The sequence below is a fragment of the Salisediminibacterium beveridgei genome (assembly GCF_001721685.1).
In the GTDB taxonomy this organism is placed as follows: Bacteria; Bacillota; Bacilli; order Bacillales; family Salisediminibacteriaceae; genus Salisediminibacterium; species Salisediminibacterium beveridgei.
On sequence record NZ_CP012502.1, the window covers coordinates 1237914 to 1257396 of the forward strand.

The following is a 19483-nucleotide window of genomic DNA, read 5'->3' on the forward strand; positions in this document are numbered from 1 at the left end:
ATTAAATGAGTGGAGTTAAAACGAGTGATGATAAATTTTTTCAGCGCGTAGACAAGGGAATCAACAATGCATTTATGCGCAAAGCCGTTGTAGAAGCTCAAACGCGTCTGCAAGGTCGTAAATCCGGGATTCAAGAAGAAATGGGGAATTGGGAAGATTGGCGTGATACAGCTTCGGAAATGCGTGAGCATGTGCTTGAGAACCTGGACTATTACCTGGATCAATTTGCTGAAAATGTGGCAAGACAAGGCGGTCATGTTTTCTTTGCAGATACAGCAGACGACGCGAATGAATACGTGAAATCCATCGTGAAATCCAAAAATGCAAAAAACGTAATCAAAGCGAAATCCATGATGACAGAAGAGATCGGTTTAAACGAAGCCCTTGAGGGTGCAGGAGCAAAAGTAGTGGAATCCGATCTTGCCGAATGGATTCTGCAGCTTGACGACAGTGACGCACCGTCTCACATCGTTGTGCCTGCTCTTCATAAAAATAAAGAGCAGATCCGGGATATTTTCAAGGAAAAAAGACAATATGATAAAACGTCCGATCCCAATGAAATGGCCCTTTTCGCCAGGGAACAATTGAGAAAAGATTTTCTTGAAGCGGAAGTGGGTATTACAGGGAATAATTTTGGAGTGGCAGAATCCGGCACCATGTCACTTGTTACAAATGAAGGCAATGCGAGGCTTGCAACCACCCTGCCGAAAACGCAGATCACCATCATGGGAATGGAACGGGTCGTACCAACATGGAAGGAATTGGATGTTCTCGTTACGATGCTTTGCCGAAGTGCTGTTGGTCAAAAATTGACCAGCTATGTGACCGGTTTAACCGGTGCCCGTGAAGACGGCGATGCAGACGGTCCTGAAGAGTTCCACGTTGTGATTGTCGATAACGGACGATCTAAAATCCTTGGCACAAAGTATCAGTCCGTTCTTCAATGTATCCGCTGTGCAGCCTGTATCAACGTATGTCCGGTTTATCGCCATGTGGGCGGGCAATCTTACGGATCGATTTATCCAGGCCCGATCGGTGCGGTTCTGACACCGCTCCTGGAAGGCTATGATGACTATAAAGAATTGCCATATGCGTCCTCGCTCTGTGCAGCATGTACGGATGCCTGTCCGGTGAAAATCCCGCTGCATGAACTGTTGATTGAACACCGGAAAGATATTGTTGAGAAGACAGGGAAAGTCGGTATGGCGGAAAGAATGGCAATGAAAGGCTTTGCCTTTGCTGCAAGCCATCCAAACATGTACAGTATGGGAACAAAAGCAGCGCCGTCATACATCAGCAGAATTGCCAAGAGCGAATCGGATGGCGAAGGTAAAGGAATGGGACCTGTTAAACTGTGGACGAACATTCGTGATCTGCCTGATTCCCGCGGAGATACGTTCAGAAAATGGTTTAATTCCCGTGAGAAAGGAGATCGATCATAATGGCACAAGGAACTATTCAAGGTAAGGATCGATTTTTAAATAATATTGCGAATGCACTTGGCCGAAAAAGAATAACGGAGCCGGTAATAATCCCTGAATGGTCAAAGGAACCCCATCGTGAAGTGTTTAAAGGGTTGGATCAAAACGAACTTCTCGATCAATTTATCATTCAAAGTGATAAAATTCATACAAGTGTTGTCGTGACGAAATTTGATGATTTAAATCAATCGTTTGGTGAAGTTGTTGAGCAAATGGGTAAGGATTCCATTGTTTATTCAAAAGACAGCCGTTTTGAAGAGTTTGGACTCACCACTTATCTTGATCAGGAGAAAAGTGCAGGGACAGACGTCTTTGAATGGGATTCAACGAACCCGAAGAAGAGTATCGTGAAGGCTGAAAAAGCCAATATTGGTGTCACGTTCAGCGATGTCACCTTGGCTGAATCCGGTACGGTTGTTTTATTCAGCGATAACGGAAAAGGCAGATCCGTCAGCTTATTACCGCAGCGCTATATCGCAATTGTCCCGAAAAGTACACTCGTGCCAAGGATGACCCAGGCATCAGACCGGATTTCCGAAATGGCGAAGGAAAACGGCCGTATGCCATCGTGCATCAATTTTATTTCCGGACCGAGTAACTCAGCAGATATCGAACTTCGTCTCGTTGTAGGGGTTCATGGCCCTGTTCAGGCGACCTATATCGTGATTGATGACAAATAAACAGTTCGTTCATTTTTGAACGCACCAAGATAAAAAACAGACCCTCATTTCTGTGATGTAATCACCTTGATGAGGGTCTGTTCTGTCACGGCTTCCTGTTTCGGGCATCATTTTGACGGTCTTTGAAGTAGTCCAGCCGTTTTTGAACGGTTTTTTCATAGCCGTTTGCTGAAGGGGTGAAGAATTGCCTTCCCTTCAGTTGATCCGGTAAATACTGTTGAACGACATAGTGGTGTTCATAATGGTGAGGATAAAGATAACCATCCCCATGCCCAAGTTTTGATGCACCCTTATAATGTGCATCGCGAAGGTGAACGGGCACTTCCCCAGGTCTTTCATTCTTGACCGTGTTCAGAGCACTGTCGATGCCGGTGATGACAGCGTTACTTTTCGGAGCCGTAGCCAAATACAGAGCCGCCTCAGCCAATGGAATCCGTGCTTCGGGCATACCGAGGAATTCCACGGCATCAAATGCTGCCTGAGCGATCAACAGCGCATTCGGATCAGCCAGGCCTACGTCTTCGGCGGCATGTACATAAATGCGCCTTGCAATAAAACGGGGGTCTTCTCCGGCATAGATCATCTTAGCCAGCCAATAGAGAACTGCGTCAGGGTCAGAACCGCGAATGCTTTTTATAAATGCAGAGATTGTATCGTAATGATTATCGCCGCTTTTATCATAACGGATCATACGCTGCTGGATCGATGCCTCTGCTGTCTCTAAATCAATGCGGATGACATCGTCTTCATCTGCATCGGTTGTCAGTACAGCCAGTTCAAGGGCATTGAGAGCTGTTCTGGCGTCACCTGATGCGATGTGAATCAAATGTGCCATGGCGTTTTCAGCGATCTCTACGCTGTATTCACCGAAGCCGCGTTCCTCGTCTTGAAGTGCGTGATCCATCACCGCTCTCATTTCCTGATCATCGAGCAGTTCGAGTCTGAACAGCCGTGAACGTGAAATCAAGGCGGGATTGACTTCGAACATCGGGTTTTCGGTTGTGGCTCCGATCAGAATCACCGTTCCGTCTTCCACGTGCGGTAATAGTGCATCCTGCTGGCCTTTATTAAACCGATGGATCTCGTCGATGAACAGAACGGTTCGTTTATGGTCGTAGTCCAGCCTGCTTTTTGCCTGACTGACCATGTCACGGATGTCTTTAATACCGGCTGTTACGGCATTTAACTGCTCAAAAACAGCCGCAGTTGTATTGGCAATGACTTTGGCCAGTGTCGTTTTTCCGGTGCCTGGTGGTCCATGAAAAATCATCGGTGACAGACGGTCTGCTTCGATGGCTCTTCGAAGCAGTGTCCCTTCGCCTATGATGTGAGCCTGGCCGAAGATTTCATCCAACGTACGCGGGCGCATTCTTGCAGCCAAGGGGCCTTTCGGTCTATCCTGATCCGGAGTGGAAGAGAAGAGATCCATATGATCTGCTCCTTTCATAAATAAATGCGTCATTTTCAGTCTGTATCCATTGCATTTTCCCCCAGCGCAGGCTAAAATGCAAGAAGTTTGGCGAATTTAAGCTTTGGTTGATTTGTGCTATAATGTGATAAGCAATTGTAAATAGAGAGCTGGTGACACGATGTGGTTTCGATGGACCGTTTTTACGGTTGGATTAATGGTCATGAGTCTGGGTATAGCCCTCATGATCCGGGCTGAGTTAGGGAGTGCACCATGGGATGTGCTGCATGTAGGGCTGTTTTTGAACTTCGGATTAACTGTCGGTACATGGACGATCCTGATGGGATTTCTTTTGTTGCTTTTGTCTGCACTGATTACAAAACAACTCCCTAAATTGGGGGCTTATGCGAATATGCTGGTCGTCGGGTTGTTTGTGGATATGTTTCTCTTTTTAATCCCGGCCCCGGAACTTTTGGTGTTTCAACTGCTGTTTTTATTTTTTGGTATCGGAATCATGGGATTTGGCATTGGTATATATATATCACCCCAAATGGGAGCAGGACCAAGAGACAGTGTGATGCTGGCCATTGCCGAGCGGACGCCTTTATCGGTTGCCAGAGTACGTCTTTATATGGAAGGAAGCGTACTGATCATCGGCTGGCTCATTGGCGGTCCTGTATTTATCGGGACGATCATTTTCAGTTTGGCGATCGGACACATCACTGCATGGTCATTGACGATCTGCAGAAACTGGATGAACCATCGAATGGAAGAAAGAGGGATGCACATTGAAAATATCAACTAAGGGACGCTACGGTTTGACGATTATGATGGCACTTGCAAGGAAACACGGGGAAGGACCGACATCGTTGAAGTCCATTGCCCAGGAACATAATTTGTCGGAGCATTACCTGGAGCAACTGATTGCGCCTCTTCGAAACGCGTCACTGGTAAAGAGTGTTCGGGGCGCTTACGGAGGTTATATGCTGGCTAAAGAACCCGGGGAGATCACAGCCGGGGATGTCATTCGTGTATTGGAAGGACCGATCACACCTGTTGAAATCATAGACGATGAAGAACCTGCAAAACGTGATCTCTGGATCAAGATTCGCGATGCCGTCAAAGAAGTGCTTGATTCTACGACCATAGATGATTTGGCGAATTATGAAGGGGAAGAAAACCAGGAATATTATATGTTCTATATCTAGACAGAGACGTCATAGCAGTGGCGGACGAACAGGAGTCGATTCATATGAAATCACCGATCTATTTGGATCATGCGGCAACATCTCCAACTCATCCGGATGTGGTGGACGCGATGATGCCGTATTTTTATGAGCAGTTTGGGAACCCATCGAGTATTCACCAGGCCGGCAGGAAAGCAAGAAAAGCTTTGGATGATGCCCGTGAACAACTGGCCGGTCTTTTTGGTGCGAGGTACGACGAAGTGGTTTTTACAAGTGGAGGTACAGAAGCAGATAACCTGGCGATATTCGGGACTGCAAGGCAGCTTCAAGGTGAAGGAAATCACGTGATCACAACTGTGACGGAGCACCATGCTGTGCTGCATGCGTTTGAGGCGTTGGAACCTGTCGGATTCGATGTCACGTATCTGGACGTGGATGATAAAGGCCTGATTGATCTGGGTGAGCTGAAATCTGCCATTCAGGAGGACACGATTCTCGTGTCTATTATGTACGGGAATAATGAAACGGGTGCGATTCAACCGATTCATGAGATTGGCACTCTTCTTGGGGAACGTGGGATCCGTTTTCATACAGATGCCGTGCAGGCAGCTGGTCTTCAACCCATTGCCTTTTCCGAATTGCCGGTCGATTTGATGACAATTTCTGCCCATAAAATGAACGGACCGAAAGGAATTGGCGCGTTGTTCGTGAAAAAAGGGGTTGTGCTTGACGCGCAGTTGACTGGCGGAGAACAGGAGAAGAAGCGGCGTGCAGGAACAGAAAATGTACCAGGTGCCGTCGGCTTTTCGTACGCTGCCGATCTGGCAGTTACAACGAGGGCTGAGCGCAGTCAAACTTACGATGCCTGCCGATTTGTGATGCTTGATATTTTTTATAAGCAAGGAATGGATATCCATGTGAATTCAAGGGCTCAGGATACGCTGCCGCATATTTTGAATGTGAGTTTCAAAGACGTGAATGTTGAAACGCTGTTGATGAATCTTGATATGGAAGGAGTCCAGGTCTCCAGCGGTTCCGCCTGTACCGCGGGTTCTGTGGATCCGTCCCATGTACTCAGTGCGATGTTTGACGATGAAGCGATCGCGAATTCTGCCATCCGCATCAGTTTTGGTCTCGGGAATACGAAAGAAGAAGCAGCGACAGCTGCAGAACGAATCTGTCAGGTCGTCAATCGTCTGAAGGCGAATACCTGACCTATCGAGGTGAAACAAATGCAAGATATCAAAAAGCCGGAAGATACGAGAGTCGTTGTTGGTATGTCCGGAGGCGTGGATTCTTCTGTAACAGCCCATCTTCTCAAGGAGCAGGGGTATGAAGTGATCGGGATCTTCATGAAGAATTGGGATGACACCGATGATGCAGGCCTGTGCACGGCAACGGAAGATTACGATGATGTGATCCGTGTGTGTAATCAGCTGGACATTCCGTATTATGCGGTGAATTTTGAAAAACAGTATTGGGATAAAGTGTTCACGTATTTTCTGGATGAATACAAAGCAGGGCGCACTCCGAATCCCGATGTGATGTGTAATAAAGAGATTAAATTCAAAGCCTTTCTCGATCATGCGATGACGCTCGGTGCGGATTATGTCGCCACTGGCCATTATGCACGGATTGAAAGAGAACATGGCGAGGTGAAGCTGTTAAGAGGGAAAGATCGCAACAAGGATCAGACTTATTTTCTCAACGCCCTCAGTCAAGAGCAATTGCAGCGTGTGATGTTTCCACTCGGTGACATCGATAAACCGAGGGTTCGGGAATTAGCCAAAGAAGCTAAGCTTGCCACAGCCGGAAAGAAAGACAGCACGGGAATTTGTTTTATCGGGGAGCGGAACTTCAAAGAGTTTCTCAGCGAATACCTGCCGGCGCAACCGGGGAATATGGAAACCCCCGAGGGCGAAGTCAAGGGGATGCATGACGGGCTGATGTATTATACACTCGGACAGCGACAAGGTCTCGGTATTGGCGGATCCGGTGAACCTTGGTTTGTCCTTGATAAGGATCTTGAGCGTAATGTGCTGCTTGTCGGCCAGGGCTTTCACCATCCGGCACTGTATTCCGAAGGCTTGAAAGCTGATGGTGTGAACTGGGTTGCTGGTTCTCCCCCTGCGAATGAATTTCAGTGCACGGTGAGAACCCGGTATCGTCAGGAAGACCGGCGTGCAAAAGTCTTGGTAGATGGAAATGATCAGGTGACGGTATTGTTCGATGAACCTGAGCGAGCAGTGACACCAGGGCAGGCCGTGGTCTTTTATGACGGGGAAGTCTGCCTCGGGGGCGCGACGATTAATGAACGGCTGAAAACAGAAGTAAAGGTGTGAGGATATATGACAGCGGAAGATAAGAATCAACAAGCGGTGAAAGCCATGCAGGACGGGGAACTCGAGAATGCAGCAAAACTGCTGAATGAAAGCATTGAAGAAAACCCTGAGGATCCAGTGGGGTATATTAACTTTGGGAACCTGCTGTCTGCAGTGGGCGAAAATGAAAAGGCAATCGTCTTTTTTGAACGGGCCCTGGGCCTTGATCAGTCTCAGGCGACGGCCGCCTACGGGAAAGGGAATGCCCTGTATAATCTTGAACGATTCAAGGAAGCGCAGGACACCTATCAGGAAGCCGTGAAGCTCGGACTTCATCAGAGTGACGTCTACTATATGCTTGGCATGAGCTGTTTTCAACAGGAAGCGTTCCTTCAGGCAGTTCCTCAATTTAAAACTGCCGTGGAATTAAATGACCAGGATACGGAAGCATGGTTTCATTACGGTCTTTGTCTTGCTCAGACCGAACATGTGAGTGAAGCCATCGATGCGTTTCATCAGCTGAACAAGCTCGATGACGCCCATGCGGACAGCTGGTTTAATCTTGGGGTGGGCTATGCTTATCAGGGAGAACCCGACAAAGCACTGGAAGCCTTCAATCGCTCGTTGGAGATTCAGCCTGACCATGCGCTGAGTGCAAACGGGAAAAAACAGATGGAACAAGCGATGGAGGATGCACTCAATCAAGAGAATCCTGAATAGCTGAAGACTCAAATACAGACGAATGTCTATGAATCGGGGAATCACGGATGGTCGATGAAACCAATCTCGAACAGGAATTCATTCAAGGAGAACTGATCCAGCAGATTTTTCATGCGCCGGACTCTCTTTATACAGTGGCCAAATTCAAAGTCAAGAAATCCAGTGAGACGATTGAAGAGAGAGACTTGACGGTTGTCGGGATGATGAAACCGCCTGAGAACGATATGACATACCGTTTTGAAGGCCGGATGACCGAACATCCGGTCTATGGACCGCAGTTCAAATTCGACAGATACGAAACGGTTCTTCCGGAAACAAAAGAAGGGATCATTTTGTATCTGTCGAGCGAACGTTTTGAAGGAATCGGGCGTAAAACAGCGGAATCCATTGTGAAAGTCCTTGGTGAAACTGCGATTTCCAAAATCCTTGAGAATAAAAAAGTGCTCGATGATGTGCCTGGGATGAATCAGAAAAAAGCTGCGATTCTCGTGGATCAACTTCGCGAAGATCAGGGGATTGAGGTCATACTCACCAAACTCTATGAGTACGGATTCGGTGTGAAAATGGCATTGAAAGTGTACCAGACCTACCAGGAGGCTGCCGTTGAAAAGATGGAGAAAAATCCGTATGAACTCGTGGAAGATGTAGAGGGAATCGGATTTCAAAAGGCAGATCAGATCGGGCGCAAACAAGGCTTAACTGCCAATCATCCGGACCGTTTAAAAGCAGGGATTCTCTTCACACTTCAGGAAGAGACTTTTTCAAACGGCCATACCTATATCGAAGATCAGGAATTAATACGTTTGGCTGATCAATTGCTTTCTCAGGGTGTGAGTGAGGCGATTGACGTTGATCTGCTTGCCCGCCAGCTTTTGGAGCTCGAAGAAGAAGATAAGTTACGTCAAGAAGACGGACGTTTTTTTATGCCGTCCTTGTATCATGCTGAGCGCGGGATCGTCACCCACCTCGATCGACTGATTAACCGGATGGATGAAGTCGATACATTTCCGGAAGCGGAAATCTATAAAGCGTTAGGCGAAGTGGAAGAAGAACTCGGCATCACGTATGCAGATTCTCAGCGTGAAGCTGTGATTCAAGGGCTGCATTCACCGGTGATGATTTTAACAGGCGGACCCGGAACGGGGAAGACCACCGTGATCAAGGGGATTGTCAACGTCTATGGAAAGCTGAAAGGACAATCCGTAATACCGGAGGAGTACGGCAAAAATGATGCACCGTTCCCGATTGTGATGGCGGCACCAACTGGCCGTGCTGCGAAACGAATGACTGAATCGACACAGCTTCCGGCTTCAACCATTCATCGACTCCTTGGTTACAAAGGCGAGAAGGAAGGGTACTTTGAAAAAGATGATGAGGATCCGATCGACGGGGAAGTACTGATCATTGATGAAGTGTCGATGGTGGATACCTGGCTCATGAATCAGCTGCTAAAAGCAACACCAACCTGGATGCAGGTGATTTTCGTCGGGGATGAAGATCAACTGCCGAGTGTCGGGCCAGGGCAGGTCCTCGAGGATATGCTTGCCTCTGGTGCTGTATCAAGTGTGAAACTGGTGGAAATTTTTCGACAGGCGGAAGGATCCAAGATCATTGAATTTTCTCATCAGATTAAACAGGAACAGCTTCCCCAAGGTGGAATAGACAAAGAAAACAAAGACCTCCGCTTCTTCCCTTGCCAGGTATCCGGTGTTCAAGATACTGTGAAGCAGGTGTGCCTGGGTGCGATCAAGAAAGGATTTCGGGCGAGTGATATTCAGGTTCTTGCCCCGATGTATAAAGGGGATGCAGGTGTCAATCTGTTGAATGACATGCTTCAGGAACTTTTTAATCCTCCGTCTGAAAAGGTGAAGGAAGTCCGTTTCGGGGATGCCGTGTACCGTGTTGGGGATATGGTCCTGCAACTGATCAATGATCCTGAGAACAATGTGTTCAACGGGGACAGAGGTGAAATTGTCGCGATCATGACGGAGAAAGAAACAGCCGATAAAATGATGCGCATCACCATTTCGTTTAACGGTGAAGAAGTGGACTACCTCAGAAATGAGTTGAACGCCATTACGCTGGCTTATTGCTGTTCCATACATAAATCACAGGGGAGTGAGTTTCCCATCGTCGTGATGCCGGTTGTCAGAAGCTACTGGCGGATGCTGCGGAAAAAATTAATTTATACCGGGGTCACCCGCGCATCCGCGTATCTGATTTTGTGCGGTGAATGGTCGGCGCTTGAGAAAGCAGTCGTGACCGGTGAAGAATCACCGAGGCGCACGACCTTGAAAGAGCGACTTCAAAAATCGGTTTCTAAAAACCGCTCCTGATCAAACGTTGACAAACAAGAAGCTGTTTCACTATAATAAGCTCAGATAAGAAATTGAAAAAATCGATGACGGAGACGGTTTATGACCGCGTCCTGCAGAGAGGTTCTTCCACGGCTGAAAGGAGAACCGGATTCAGGGTCAAAAACATGCTACTCCAGAGAGCAAGCGAAAACTTGCCGGCAAGCAACCGTTACCTGCTTGGAAGAGATCTGTGCAGTTTTTGTATGGATAACCTGGGTGGTACCGCGAGTGAATTCGTCCCTGTCAGTTAATGACAGGGGCTTTTTTATACTTATCAGGAAGTATAAGTATAATAAGGATTTTCCTGCCTGCCCGTAGGCGAGCCGGTATTTTCTTTATTTTTTTGGAATTGTAAAATATATTATAACCAGGAGGCATCAGCAGTATGAAACGATTAACATCTGCACAAGTAAGGCAAATGTATCTGGACTTTTTTAAGGAAAAAGGACATGCAGTCGAACCAAGCGCCCCTCTCGTTCCGCATGAAGATCCATCTCTTTTATGGATCAACAGTGGTGTGGCGACACTGAAGAAATATTTTGACGGTCGGGTCATCCCTGAGAATCCACGAATCGTCAATGCGCAAAAATCCATTCGCACAAATGACATTGAGAATGTTGGTAAAACAGCACGGCATCATACATTTTTTGAAATGCTCGGGAATTTTTCGATCGGTGACTACTTTAAGCAAGAAGCGATTCTCTGGGCGTGGGAATTCCTCACAGATGAGCGGTGGATCGGATTTGACCCTGAAAAACTAGCGGTCACCATTTATCCAGAGGACGATGAAGCGTTCAACATCTGGCACAAAGAAGTCGGCCTGCCGCAAGAACGCATCATCCGCCTTGAAGAGAACTTCTGGGATATCGGAGAAGGGCCGTGTGGGCCCAACACGGAAATCTTCTATGATCGTGGGCCATCTTATGGCGATGATCCTGATGATCCGGAAATGTTTCCAGGCGGCGAGAATGAGCGGCATTTAGAAATCTGGAATCTTGTATTCAGTCAGTTTAACCATAACCCTGACGGCAGCTACACGCCGCTTCCAAAGAAGAACATTGATACGGGGATGGGTCTTGAGCGGATCGTATCAGTCATTCAGGATGCGCCGACGAACTTTGATACAGACCTGTTTGTTCCAATAATAGAGAAGACCGAAGCTATTTCAGGCATTGCCTATGGGAAGGATTCAAAGCTTGATACAGCGTTCAAAGTTGTGGCTGACCATATCCGAACGGTGACCTTTGCCGTATCAGATGGTGCTCTTCCTTCCAATGAGGGACGGGGTTACGTGCTCCGGCGCCTCTTAAGACGAGCGGTTCGTTACGCTAAACAGCTGGGTATCAGCGAAGCGTTTATGTATCAGCTGGTACCGGTTGTAGGAGATGTCATGCATGCCTTCTATCCGGAGGTCAAGGAGAAGCGTGAGTTCATTCAGAAAGTTATTAAAACCGAGGAGGAGCGTTTTCATGAGACGCTCCAGGATGGCATGAACATGATTACGAACCTCATTGAAAAAGCAAAGGAAAAAGGTGAACAGGTGATTCCGGGAGAAGCGGTATTTAAGTTGTATGATACGTTCGGTTTTCCTGTTGACCTGACGGAAGAATATGTGGAAGAAGCCGGACTTACGGTTGATAAAGATGGATTTGATACGGAAATGGCTGCACAACGGCAAAGAGCAAGATCCGCAAGACAAGAGTCCGGTTCCATGCAATTGCAGGATGATGTACTTGGGCGCATAGAAGATCCGAGCACCTTTACGGGTTATGATACGTTGACAGACGAAGGCGTGGTCACAGCAATTGTCAAAGACGGTGAAAAAATTGACTTTGCAGCTGCCGGCAGCGAGATCCAGTTTTTGCTGACACAGACCCCCTTCTACGCAGAAAGCGGTGGTCAGCTGGCAGACGAGGGAATGGTTCATGCAGAGGGTGTAACGGTCCATATTAAAGATGTGAAAAAAGCACCAAACGGACAGCATCTTCATATCGGTGAAGTGACAGAAGGCACGTTGAAGGTGGGCGCCGAAGTGACTGCTGCTGTCCACGAGCGCACGCGAAAAGGGATCATTAAGAATCATACTGCAACACATCTGTTGCACCGGGCGCTTAAAGATGTTTTAGGTGAACATGTGAATCAGGCTGGTTCCTATGTCGGTGAAGAACGTCTTCGTTTTGACTTCTCCCACTTCGGTCAAATGACGGAAGAAGAGATCGAACAAGTGGAGGAGATCGTGAACAATAAAGTCTGGGCATCGATCCCGGTTGAAACGATGAATACATCGATTGACCGTGCAAAAGAGATGGGTGCGATGGCGTTATTTGGTGAAAAATACGGCAAAGAAGTCAGAGTCGTGCAGGTGGGTGACTACAGTCTGGAATTATGCGGGGGCTGTCACGTAGACAATACCGCAGAGATTGGTCTCTTCAAACTCGTTTCCGAGGCGGGAATCGGGGCAGGAATACGCCGCGTTGAAGCCGTAACTGGTAAAGGTGCCTATGAATATATGAATAGTCAGCTTGAGATCCTCAAGAAAACGGCGTCGAGTTTGAAATCAAATATCGCTGAAGTGCCCAATCGGGTGACACAGCTGCAAAAACAATTGAAAGACAAGGACAAGGAAATGGCTTCTTTATCCGCAAAACTGAGTAATCTGGAAGCCGGATCGGTACTGGATGATGTAAAAGAGGTCAACGGCGTTGCGGTCCTGTTTAAACAGGTGGAAGCAAAGGATATGTCTGCCTTGAGACAAACTGTTGATTCGTTGAAAGAGAAAATTCCTTCTGGTATTGTGGTCATTGGTGCTGTAACCGGTGAGAAAGTCAGTATCGTGGCCAGCGTTTCCAAAGACCTTGTCAAAGAAGGCTATCATGCCGGCAATATCGTAAAAGAAGTGGCCATGGCATGTGGCGGCAGTGGCGGTGGACGTCCGGACATGGCTCAGGCAGGCGGTAAGGATCCATCGGCGTTACCACAAGCATTGGAAAAGGTGCCCGAATTAATAAAAAACATGTGATTTGAATCAATTTGATGTACAATGAAAACAGAATCCCGTACACTGATTGCAGTGTATTCATTGCAGTTTACAGGGTTCAGGAAGCGGGACATGGAAAGAACGATAGAGAGGTGGTTGTGTTATGGGTTCGCAAGATCATACAATGAAGTTTAACTTTAACGACGATTCGAGTAACGACGATGTGAAAACTGTTCTCATGAAGGTTTACAGTGCGCTGGATGACAAAGGATATCATCCGATCAATCAGATCGTAGGCTATCTGTTGTCCGGTGATCCGGCTTATATTCCCCGCCATAATGATGCCCGTTCCCTGATCCGGAAGGTAGAGCGTGATGAGCTGATTGAAGAGCTTGTGAGGTCTTATCTTGCGAAGCAGATAAAAGAAGAGGAATGAAGGTTCTTGGTCTTGATGTCGGAACAAAGACCATTGGCATCGCCGTCAGTGATCCATTTGGCTGGACGGCCCAGGGTATAAAAACACACCGGCGTAAAAAGGGACATGAGGAAGAAGATTTCACTTATCTAATCAACTTGATTGAAGAACAGGGTATAAAAGAAATCATCGTGGGTCTTCCAAAAAACATGAACGGGACCATTGGTCCAAGCGGCGAGTTATGTCAAGAATTTGCCGAACAACTCAAAGCGCGCACAGGCTTGCCGGTCATTCTATGGGATGAACGACTGACGACTGCAGCAGCAGAAAAGACGCTGATCAGTGCGGATGTCAGCCGGAAAAAGCGAAAAGGCGTCATTGATAAAATCGCAGCAGTACTGATATTACAAGGCTATCTGGATTCCAAATCCTGATCAGCTGCAATAGAACATAAGAAAGGATGATGCAACAATGGCTGACTATCAAATTAATGAAGGTGGAGAACAAGAACGGATTGTGATCCCGGACGAAAACGGCGATGAACAATTATTCGAGGTGCTCTTCACTTTTGATGTGGATTCGACAGAAAAATCCTATATGCTCGTCGTACCAGAAGGTTCGACAGGTGACGAGGACGATGAAGTGGAAGTCCATGCATTCCGGTATGAAGAGGATGAGCAGGGTGAAATTACACTGTTCCCGATCGAAACTGACAGTGAGTGGGAAATGGTTGAGGAATTACTGAATACATTCACTGAGGAAGAAGACGAAGAGTAACGCTTTTCCCTCCAGTTATACTCATATAGAATCAAAAGGATCCGGCCAATCGATTTTGTATTGACGGATCCTTTTCGTATGTTTGTTGATAAAATAGTGGGATTTCTGAAGAGATCTGTTGTATAATTGGTTTTGGTGAAAGGAGCGACTGTTCATGACAGATGATAAACAGAAAAGAAAAGAAGAAAAGCGCCAAAAACATAAAGAAAAAGTACAGCAGCGTAAAAAGGAGGCGACCATCGTCAGACGAATCGTGCTCATTGTCTTTTTAGTCTTACTGATTGTCATTGCTGTTGCGGGATTCAGTGCGTACCGCTACGTTATGGCAGCGATTGAACCGGAAGAAAATGAGGAATCTGAAGAAGTGCAAATATCTGTCCCGATTGGTTCGACCACGGATTCGATCGCAGAATTACTCGAACAGGAAGGTGTTATCGAGAGTGACATGATTTTCCGATACTATGTCCGTTTTCAAAACGAAGCGGGTTTTCAGGCAGGAGAATATCTGCTTCGCCCAGATATGCATTTTGATGAAATCATTGAAGAATTGAAAACCGGTACCGTGCAAGAGGAATATGAAACGATCTTTACGATTCCCGAAGGACTCTGGATAGAAGAGATTGCAGTCAGGGTTGCTGATGAAACCAATCTTGAAGAAGAATCATTCCTTGAAACGGTCCGGGATGAAGACTATCTTGAGGATTTGATTGAGCAGTACGATATGCTCACAGAAGAAATTCTCGAGGAGGATATTCGTGAACCGCTGGAAGGATATCTGTTCCCTGCCCGGTATGATTTTATAGAAACAGAATTAACGAATGAACAGGTTATCGAAGCGATGCTTGACCGGATGAATTCGGTGCTCCAGAGTGCGAACACTTTTGAATCGGAAGATACGATTCACGAGGCACTTACTAAAGCATCCATTATTGAAGGGGAAGCACAGGGAGATGATGAGCGAGAGAAGATTTCCGGAGTGATTGACAACCGGTTAAGTATCAATATGATACTTCAAATGGATCCAACGGTCGGTTATGCGCACGGGGAACGCTTTTCGAGGACGTTAAATGAACATCTGGAATTGGATTCACCGTATAACACGTATCAGATCTCCGGACTGCCTGCCGGTCCGATCAACAACCCGGGCGAAGCATCCATTCGCGCGGCATCGAACCCGGAAGATCACAGCTATCTGTTCTTTTACCATTCACCTGAAGGTGATGTCTATTTCTCCGAGACGAACGCAGAACACCAGAATATCGTCGATCAGTACCAATAAACGTAAGTGTTTACGAAACAAAGGAAGAGGGATGCGCCAGTCGCATTCTCTTTCTTTTTATGTTAAAATGTATCGGATTGTAATGGGTAAACACCATAAGGAGATGGGGAAATGAACAATCAATCTGCTTATATTCACTCATTGATAGGCGAGCAAGAAGGGTACTTCAAAGAGCTCGAACAGTATGCAGCGCGTAATGAGGTTCCCATAATGGAGCGCGATAGTCTTGACATCCTGCTTCAGTATATCAGGATGCTTCAACCTTCCAGGATATTGGAAATCGGCACGGCCATTGGCTACTCGGGGGCGAGCATGCTCAAAGCAGCAGAAAAAGCGACGCTTGTCACGATCGAAAGAGATCCGGAGCGGGCGGTCATTGCAGCAGATACCTTCACAAGGATGAACATGAGCGGCAGAATCACGCTGCTCGAAGGAGATGCACTGAAGTTGGAAGACCAGGCAGCTGAACGCGGTCCGTTTGATGTCCTTTTTATTGATGCGGCCAAAGGACAGTACGAGCGATTTTTTAACCTTTATGCCCCTTATGTGAATGCAGGAGGGACGGTCTTTACAGATAATGTTTTGTTTAAGGGATTGGTTGCAGAGAAAGGTGATCATCCGAACCGGAACACTAGAGCGATGGTGAAAAAAATACGCGCATTTAATGAGTTGATGATGTCATCTCCGCAATGGGAATCTGTGATTGTCCCTGCCGGAGATGGCCTGATGATATCGAGAAAACGTAGTGGAGGGAACGATAATGAAAAAACCTGAGCTTCTGGTCACGCCAGTTGATATACAAAATGTGAAAGATGTGATCGAAGCCGGTGCGGATGCGATTATGATTGGTGAAGAAAAATTCGGACTCCGGCTTGCTGGAGAATTTAATCAGAATGAAGTTGCCGAAGCGGTGAGATTGGCGCAGGCATCGGACGTGTCTGTCTATGTTGCGATGAACGCATTGTTTCATAATGCAGCCCTGCCGGATCTTCCCGATTATTTGGCTTTTTTAAATCAAATTGGCACAGACGGGATTGTGTTCGGTGATCCTGCAGTCCTTCTGAACGCGAAAACACACGCACCGGATGTGAATCTCCACTGGAATACTGAAACAACGGTCACCAACTGGTTCACAGCCAATTACTGGGGCAGAAAAGGGTCATCAAGAGCCGTATTGGCCAGAGAATTGAACATGGATGCCATTTTGGAAATCAAAGAACATGCTGATGTAGAAATCGAAGTGCAGGTGCAGGGCATGACATGCATGTTCCAATCCAAGCGTACGCTGGTTGGGAATTACATGGAATTCCAGGGGCAGGATCTCTCGGTCGAGGGCCGTTCGAAAGACCGCAGTCTCGTATTGCATGATCCGGAGCGGGATGTGAAGTACCCGATCTGGGAAGATTGGAACGGAACGCACATTATGAGTCCAAAAGATATTTGTATTATTGACGAGCTGGATGAGATGATGGACGCGGGTGTGGATTCTTTCAAGATAGACGGCATCCTTAAATCCTCAGCCTATCTGAAGGCCATTACGGCACTTTATCGGCAGGCAATTGATCAGTATCGTGCAGATCCGGACAGTTATCTGGATCAAAAAGAGAAGTGGCTCAAAGCCGTTCAGGACATTCAACCAGAAAACAGACAGCTCGACAGTGGATTCTTCTTCAAAGAATCCGTGTATTGACAGATAGGAGGAATGTCCAAGTGGAAACGATAAGTCAACAAAGTAAAAAAACGAAGCGCGTTATCACCAAAAAACCGGAACTCCTTGCACCGGCTGGAAATCTTGAAAAATTAAAAGTTGCGGTGCGTTATGGTGCCGATGCTGTTTTTATCGGAGGTCAGGATTTTGGCCTGCGTTCCAATGCAGACAATTTTTCGAGTGATGAAATGAGCGAAGCTGTGGAATTCGCCAATCAATACGGCGCGTGTATTTATGTCACGACGAATATCTTTGCCCATAATGAGAACATGGAGGGACTTGAATCTTATCTCGAAGGCCTCCAGCGTGTAGGCATTAAAGGTATTATTGTTGCTGATCCGTTGATCATTGAAACGTGTAAGCAGTATGCTCCTGAACTCGAGATTCATCTTTCCACACAGCAGTCACTGACCAATTGGCAGGCTGTACAGTTTTGGAAGGATGAAGGACTGGATCGTGTCGTTTTGGCAAGAGAAGTTGGTCTTCAGGAAATGCTCGAGATGAAGAAGCATGTTGATATTGAAATTGAATCATTTATCCATGGCGCCATGTGTATTTCGTATTCAGGTCGCTGTACGCTTAGTAATCATATGACTGCAAGAGATTCAAACCGTGGCGGATGCTGTCAATCCTGCAGATGGGATTATTTCCTCTATCAAGACGGGAACACGCCGGTTGTGGATGACGCAGAGGCATTGTTTGATGAGGACGATGCCCCGTTCGCAATGTCGCCGAAAGATTTGAATCTTGTTGAATCCATCCCGAAAATGATCGAGGCAGGCATTGACAGTTTGAAAGTGGAAGGGCGCATGAAATCCATTCACTATATTGCGACGGTAATCGGTGTCTACAGAAAGGTCATTGATTCCTACTGTGAGGATCCTGACGGTTTTACAATGAAAAAAGAATGGATTAAAGAACTGGAGAAATGCGCTAACCGGCCGGCAGCGCCTGCTTTTTTTGAACATGTACCAGGATTTGAAGAGCAAATGTTTCGTGAACATAAGCAAAAAACACCTTTTGATTTTGCAGGACTTGTGTTAGATTATGATGAGGAAACAGGTACAGTCACCTTGCAGCAGCGGAATCACTTTCGCCCTGGTGATCAGGTGGAATTTTTCGGACCGGATATTGAATCCTTTTCGATGACCGTAGGTGAAATTATCAATGACGAAGGCGAATCTGTTGATGCAGCCCGTCATCCACTGCAGGTTGTGTCGTTTAAAACAGACAGGCCGGTTTCCCCCTATAACATGATGAGAAAGGAACTTTCATAACATGGAGAACAAACCTGTGATCATAGGTGTTGCGGGAGGTTCCGGTTCCGGTAAAACGACGGTGGCCCACAAGATCTGTAAAGAGTTCCCTGAGCAGTCGATCTTAATGATTGAACACGATGCCTACTATAAAAATCAGGATCATCTGCCGATGGAGGAACGATTAAAAACCAATTATGATCATCCGCTGGCGTTTGATACGGACCTGTTGATTGATCAGTTACATGAACTGCTCGAACGAAAAGCTGTCGAAAAGCCGGTATATGATTACCCAAACCATACACGGGCGAAAGAGACCATCACACAGGAACCAAGAGATGTGATCATACTGGAAGGTATTTTGATACTTGAAGATGATCGGCTGAGAGACATGATGGACATTAAAGTATTTGTAGATACCGATTCGGATTTACGTATTATTCGCCGTCTGTTACGAGATATTCAGGAACGGGGTCGCACAATTGATTCTGTGATTGATCAGTATACTTCTGTGGTTCGGCCGATGCATCTGCAGTTTATCGAGCCAACCAAGCGATATGCTGATGTGATTATTCCTGAGGGGGGTCATAACCATGTTGCCATCGATCTCCTGGTATCGAAAATCAGAACAATAACAAACGAAATCGAAAAATAAAGTGTGGACATTTCATGAACATTTCTTGATCATCCATTATTAGAAAGTTTCTAATGGCTTTTTTATCTTTTTTTGTATATAATAACCTCAGAGCATTTCGGTTTGTAAATTATCGGTTAATGCTCTGTATAAGATCGATGCATTACGCTCCGGCTTCAAAGAGACTTTGTGGCCGGGCGTTTACCGTTTCAAGACGTTACAACCGGCTTCTGTCTGGTAAATTGATATGGAAGCGTTACCGGCAAATCGAAACGGTTGAAAC

At 46.6% G+C, this 19483-nt stretch carries 18 protein-coding genes; 17 read left to right on the forward strand and 1 reads right to left on the reverse strand.

Translation table 11 applies throughout. The features are described from left to right. Window positions 1-5: 5 nt before the first annotated feature. Complete coding sequence (locus tag BBEV_RS05625; RefSeq protein ID WP_069364576.1) at window positions 6-1442, forward strand: LutB/LldF family L-lactate oxidation iron-sulfur protein; 1437 nt, start codon at window positions 6-8, stop codon at window positions 1440-1442. Then, a complete protein-coding gene (locus BBEV_RS05630) occupies window positions 1442-2161 on the forward strand; it encodes a LutC/YkgG family protein (RefSeq protein ID WP_069364577.1) in 720 nt (239 codons plus the stop codon). The genes BBEV_RS05625 and BBEV_RS05630 overlap by 1 nt, the downstream gene beginning before the upstream one ends. 85 nt (window positions 2162-2246) lie before the next feature. Here the strand turns inward: BBEV_RS05630 and BBEV_RS05635 are convergent, their stop codons facing one another. Further along, window positions 2247-3590 (reverse strand): AAA family ATPase, encoded by a 1344-nt coding sequence (locus BBEV_RS05635; protein ID WP_069364578.1) that lies wholly within the window; start codon window positions 3588-3590, stop codon window positions 2247-2249. 160 nt (window positions 3591-3750) lie between these two features. Here BBEV_RS05635 and BBEV_RS05640 point away from each other — a divergent pair, with 160 nt between their 5' ends. From BBEV_RS05640 to udk, 15 genes are all read left to right on the forward strand, one after another. Continuing rightward, on the forward strand, window positions 3751-4374 hold the full coding sequence (locus tag BBEV_RS05640; RefSeq protein WP_069364579.1) for a YczE/YyaS/YitT family protein: 624 nt from the start codon (window positions 3751-3753) through the stop codon (window positions 4372-4374). Further along, window positions 4358-4777 (forward strand): cysteine metabolism transcriptional regulator CymR, encoded by a 420-nt coding sequence (gene cymR, locus BBEV_RS05645; protein WP_069364580.1) that lies wholly within the window; start codon window positions 4358-4360, stop codon window positions 4775-4777. Before BBEV_RS05640 ends, cymR begins: the two co-directional genes overlap by 17 nt. Before the next feature lie 44 nt (window positions 4778-4821). Further along, window positions 4822-5970, forward strand: coding sequence for a cysteine desulfurase family protein (locus BBEV_RS05650; protein WP_069364581.1), 1149 nt, complete (start codon window positions 4822-4824; stop codon window positions 5968-5970). 18 nt (window positions 5971-5988) lie between these two features. Continuing rightward, window positions 5989-7098: a tRNA 2-thiouridine(34) synthase MnmA gene (mnmA, locus tag BBEV_RS05655; protein ID WP_198155069.1), complete on the forward strand. Its 1110-nt coding sequence runs from the start codon at window positions 5989-5991 to the stop codon at window positions 7096-7098. A gap of 6 nt (window positions 7099-7104) precedes the next feature. Further along, a complete protein-coding gene (locus BBEV_RS05660; protein ID WP_069364582.1) occupies window positions 7105-7797 on the forward strand; it encodes a tetratricopeptide repeat protein in 693 nt (230 codons plus the stop codon). A gap of 47 nt (window positions 7798-7844) precedes the next feature. Then, window positions 7845-10133: an SF1B family DNA helicase RecD2 gene (gene recD2, locus BBEV_RS05665; protein ID WP_069364583.1), complete on the forward strand. Its 2289-nt coding sequence runs from the start codon at window positions 7845-7847 to the stop codon at window positions 10131-10133. A 406-nt stretch (window positions 10134-10539) separates the two neighbouring features. Beyond that, window positions 10540-13173 (forward strand): alanine--tRNA ligase, encoded by a 2634-nt coding sequence (gene alaS, locus BBEV_RS05670; RefSeq protein WP_069364584.1) that lies wholly within the window; start codon window positions 10540-10542, stop codon window positions 13171-13173. Window positions 13174-13294: 121 nt separating this feature from the next. Beyond that, complete coding sequence (locus BBEV_RS05675) at window positions 13295-13567, forward strand: IreB family regulatory phosphoprotein (protein WP_069364585.1); 273 nt, start codon at window positions 13295-13297, stop codon at window positions 13565-13567. Next, a complete protein-coding gene (gene ruvX, locus BBEV_RS05680; RefSeq protein ID WP_069364586.1) occupies window positions 13564-13980 on the forward strand; it encodes a Holliday junction resolvase RuvX in 417 nt (138 codons plus the stop codon). Before BBEV_RS05675 ends, ruvX begins: the two co-directional genes overlap by 4 nt. Before the next feature lie 37 nt (window positions 13981-14017). Next, window positions 14018-14323: a DUF1292 domain-containing protein gene (locus BBEV_RS05685; RefSeq protein WP_069364587.1), complete on the forward strand. Its 306-nt coding sequence runs from the start codon at window positions 14018-14020 to the stop codon at window positions 14321-14323. Between the two features lie 154 nt (window positions 14324-14477). Beyond that, window positions 14478-15602: an endolytic transglycosylase MltG gene (mltG, locus tag BBEV_RS05690; RefSeq protein WP_069364588.1), complete on the forward strand. Its 1125-nt coding sequence runs from the start codon at window positions 14478-14480 to the stop codon at window positions 15600-15602. Window positions 15603-15713: 111 nt separating this feature from the next. Next, on the forward strand, window positions 15714-16376 hold the full coding sequence (locus BBEV_RS05695; RefSeq protein WP_069364589.1) for an O-methyltransferase: 663 nt from the start codon (window positions 15714-15716) through the stop codon (window positions 16374-16376). Continuing rightward, window positions 16363-17292 carry a peptidase U32 family protein gene (locus BBEV_RS05700; RefSeq protein WP_069364590.1) on the forward strand — a complete coding sequence of 310 codons (930 nt, stop codon included), beginning with the start codon at window positions 16363-16365 and terminating at the stop codon, window positions 17290-17292. Before BBEV_RS05695 ends, BBEV_RS05700 begins: the two co-directional genes overlap by 14 nt. Before the next feature lie 20 nt (window positions 17293-17312). Continuing rightward, window positions 17313-18587, forward strand: coding sequence for a peptidase U32 family protein (locus tag BBEV_RS05705; protein ID WP_069364591.1), 1275 nt, complete (start codon window positions 17313-17315; stop codon window positions 18585-18587). Between the two features lies 1 nt (window position 18588). Continuing rightward, window positions 18589-19221: a uridine kinase gene (gene udk, locus BBEV_RS05710; RefSeq protein ID WP_069364592.1), complete on the forward strand. Its 633-nt coding sequence runs from the start codon at window positions 18589-18591 to the stop codon at window positions 19219-19221. The last annotated feature ends 262 nt before the right edge of the window (window positions 19222-19483 follow it).

Bases quoted from the DNA above. Each gene is read 5' to 3' on its own strand.
- BBEV_RS05625 (WP_069364576.1), top strand. From the start codon at position 6: ATGAGTGGAGTTAAAACGAGTGATGATAAATTTTTTCAGCGCGTAGAC.
- BBEV_RS05630 (WP_069364577.1), top strand. From the start codon at position 1,442: ATGGCACAAGGAACTATTCAAGGTAAGGATCGATTTTTAAATAATATT.
- BBEV_RS05635 (WP_069364578.1), bottom strand. From the start codon at position 3,590: ATGGATCTCTTCTCTTCCACTCCGGATCAGGATAGACCGAAAGGCCCC.
- BBEV_RS05640 (WP_069364579.1), top strand. From the start codon at position 3,751: ATGTGGTTTCGATGGACCGTTTTTACGGTTGGATTAATGGTCATGAGT.
- BBEV_RS05650 (WP_069364581.1), top strand. From the start codon at position 4,822: ATGAAATCACCGATCTATTTGGATCATGCGGCAACATCTCCAACTCAT.
- mnmA (WP_198155069.1), top strand. From the start codon at position 5,989: ATGCAAGATATCAAAAAGCCGGAAGATACGAGAGTCGTTGTTGGTATG.
- BBEV_RS05660 (WP_069364582.1), top strand. From the start codon at position 7,105: ATGACAGCGGAAGATAAGAATCAACAAGCGGTGAAAGCCATGCAGGAC.
- recD2 (WP_069364583.1), top strand. From the start codon at position 7,845: ATGGTCGATGAAACCAATCTCGAACAGGAATTCATTCAAGGAGAACTG.
- alaS (WP_069364584.1), top strand. From the start codon at position 10,540: ATGAAACGATTAACATCTGCACAAGTAAGGCAAATGTATCTGGACTTT.
- BBEV_RS05675 (WP_069364585.1), top strand. From the start codon at position 13,295: ATGGGTTCGCAAGATCATACAATGAAGTTTAACTTTAACGACGATTCG.
- ruvX (WP_069364586.1), top strand. From the start codon at position 13,564: ATGAAGGTTCTTGGTCTTGATGTCGGAACAAAGACCATTGGCATCGCC.
- BBEV_RS05685 (WP_069364587.1), top strand. From the start codon at position 14,018: ATGGCTGACTATCAAATTAATGAAGGTGGAGAACAAGAACGGATTGTG.
- mltG (WP_069364588.1), top strand. From the start codon at position 14,478: ATGACAGATGATAAACAGAAAAGAAAAGAAGAAAAGCGCCAAAAACAT.
- BBEV_RS05695 (WP_069364589.1), top strand. From the start codon at position 15,714: ATGAACAATCAATCTGCTTATATTCACTCATTGATAGGCGAGCAAGAA.
- BBEV_RS05700 (WP_069364590.1), top strand. From the start codon at position 16,363: ATGAAAAAACCTGAGCTTCTGGTCACGCCAGTTGATATACAAAATGTG.
- udk (WP_069364592.1), top strand. From the start codon at position 18,589: ATGGAGAACAAACCTGTGATCATAGGTGTTGCGGGAGGTTCCGGTTCC.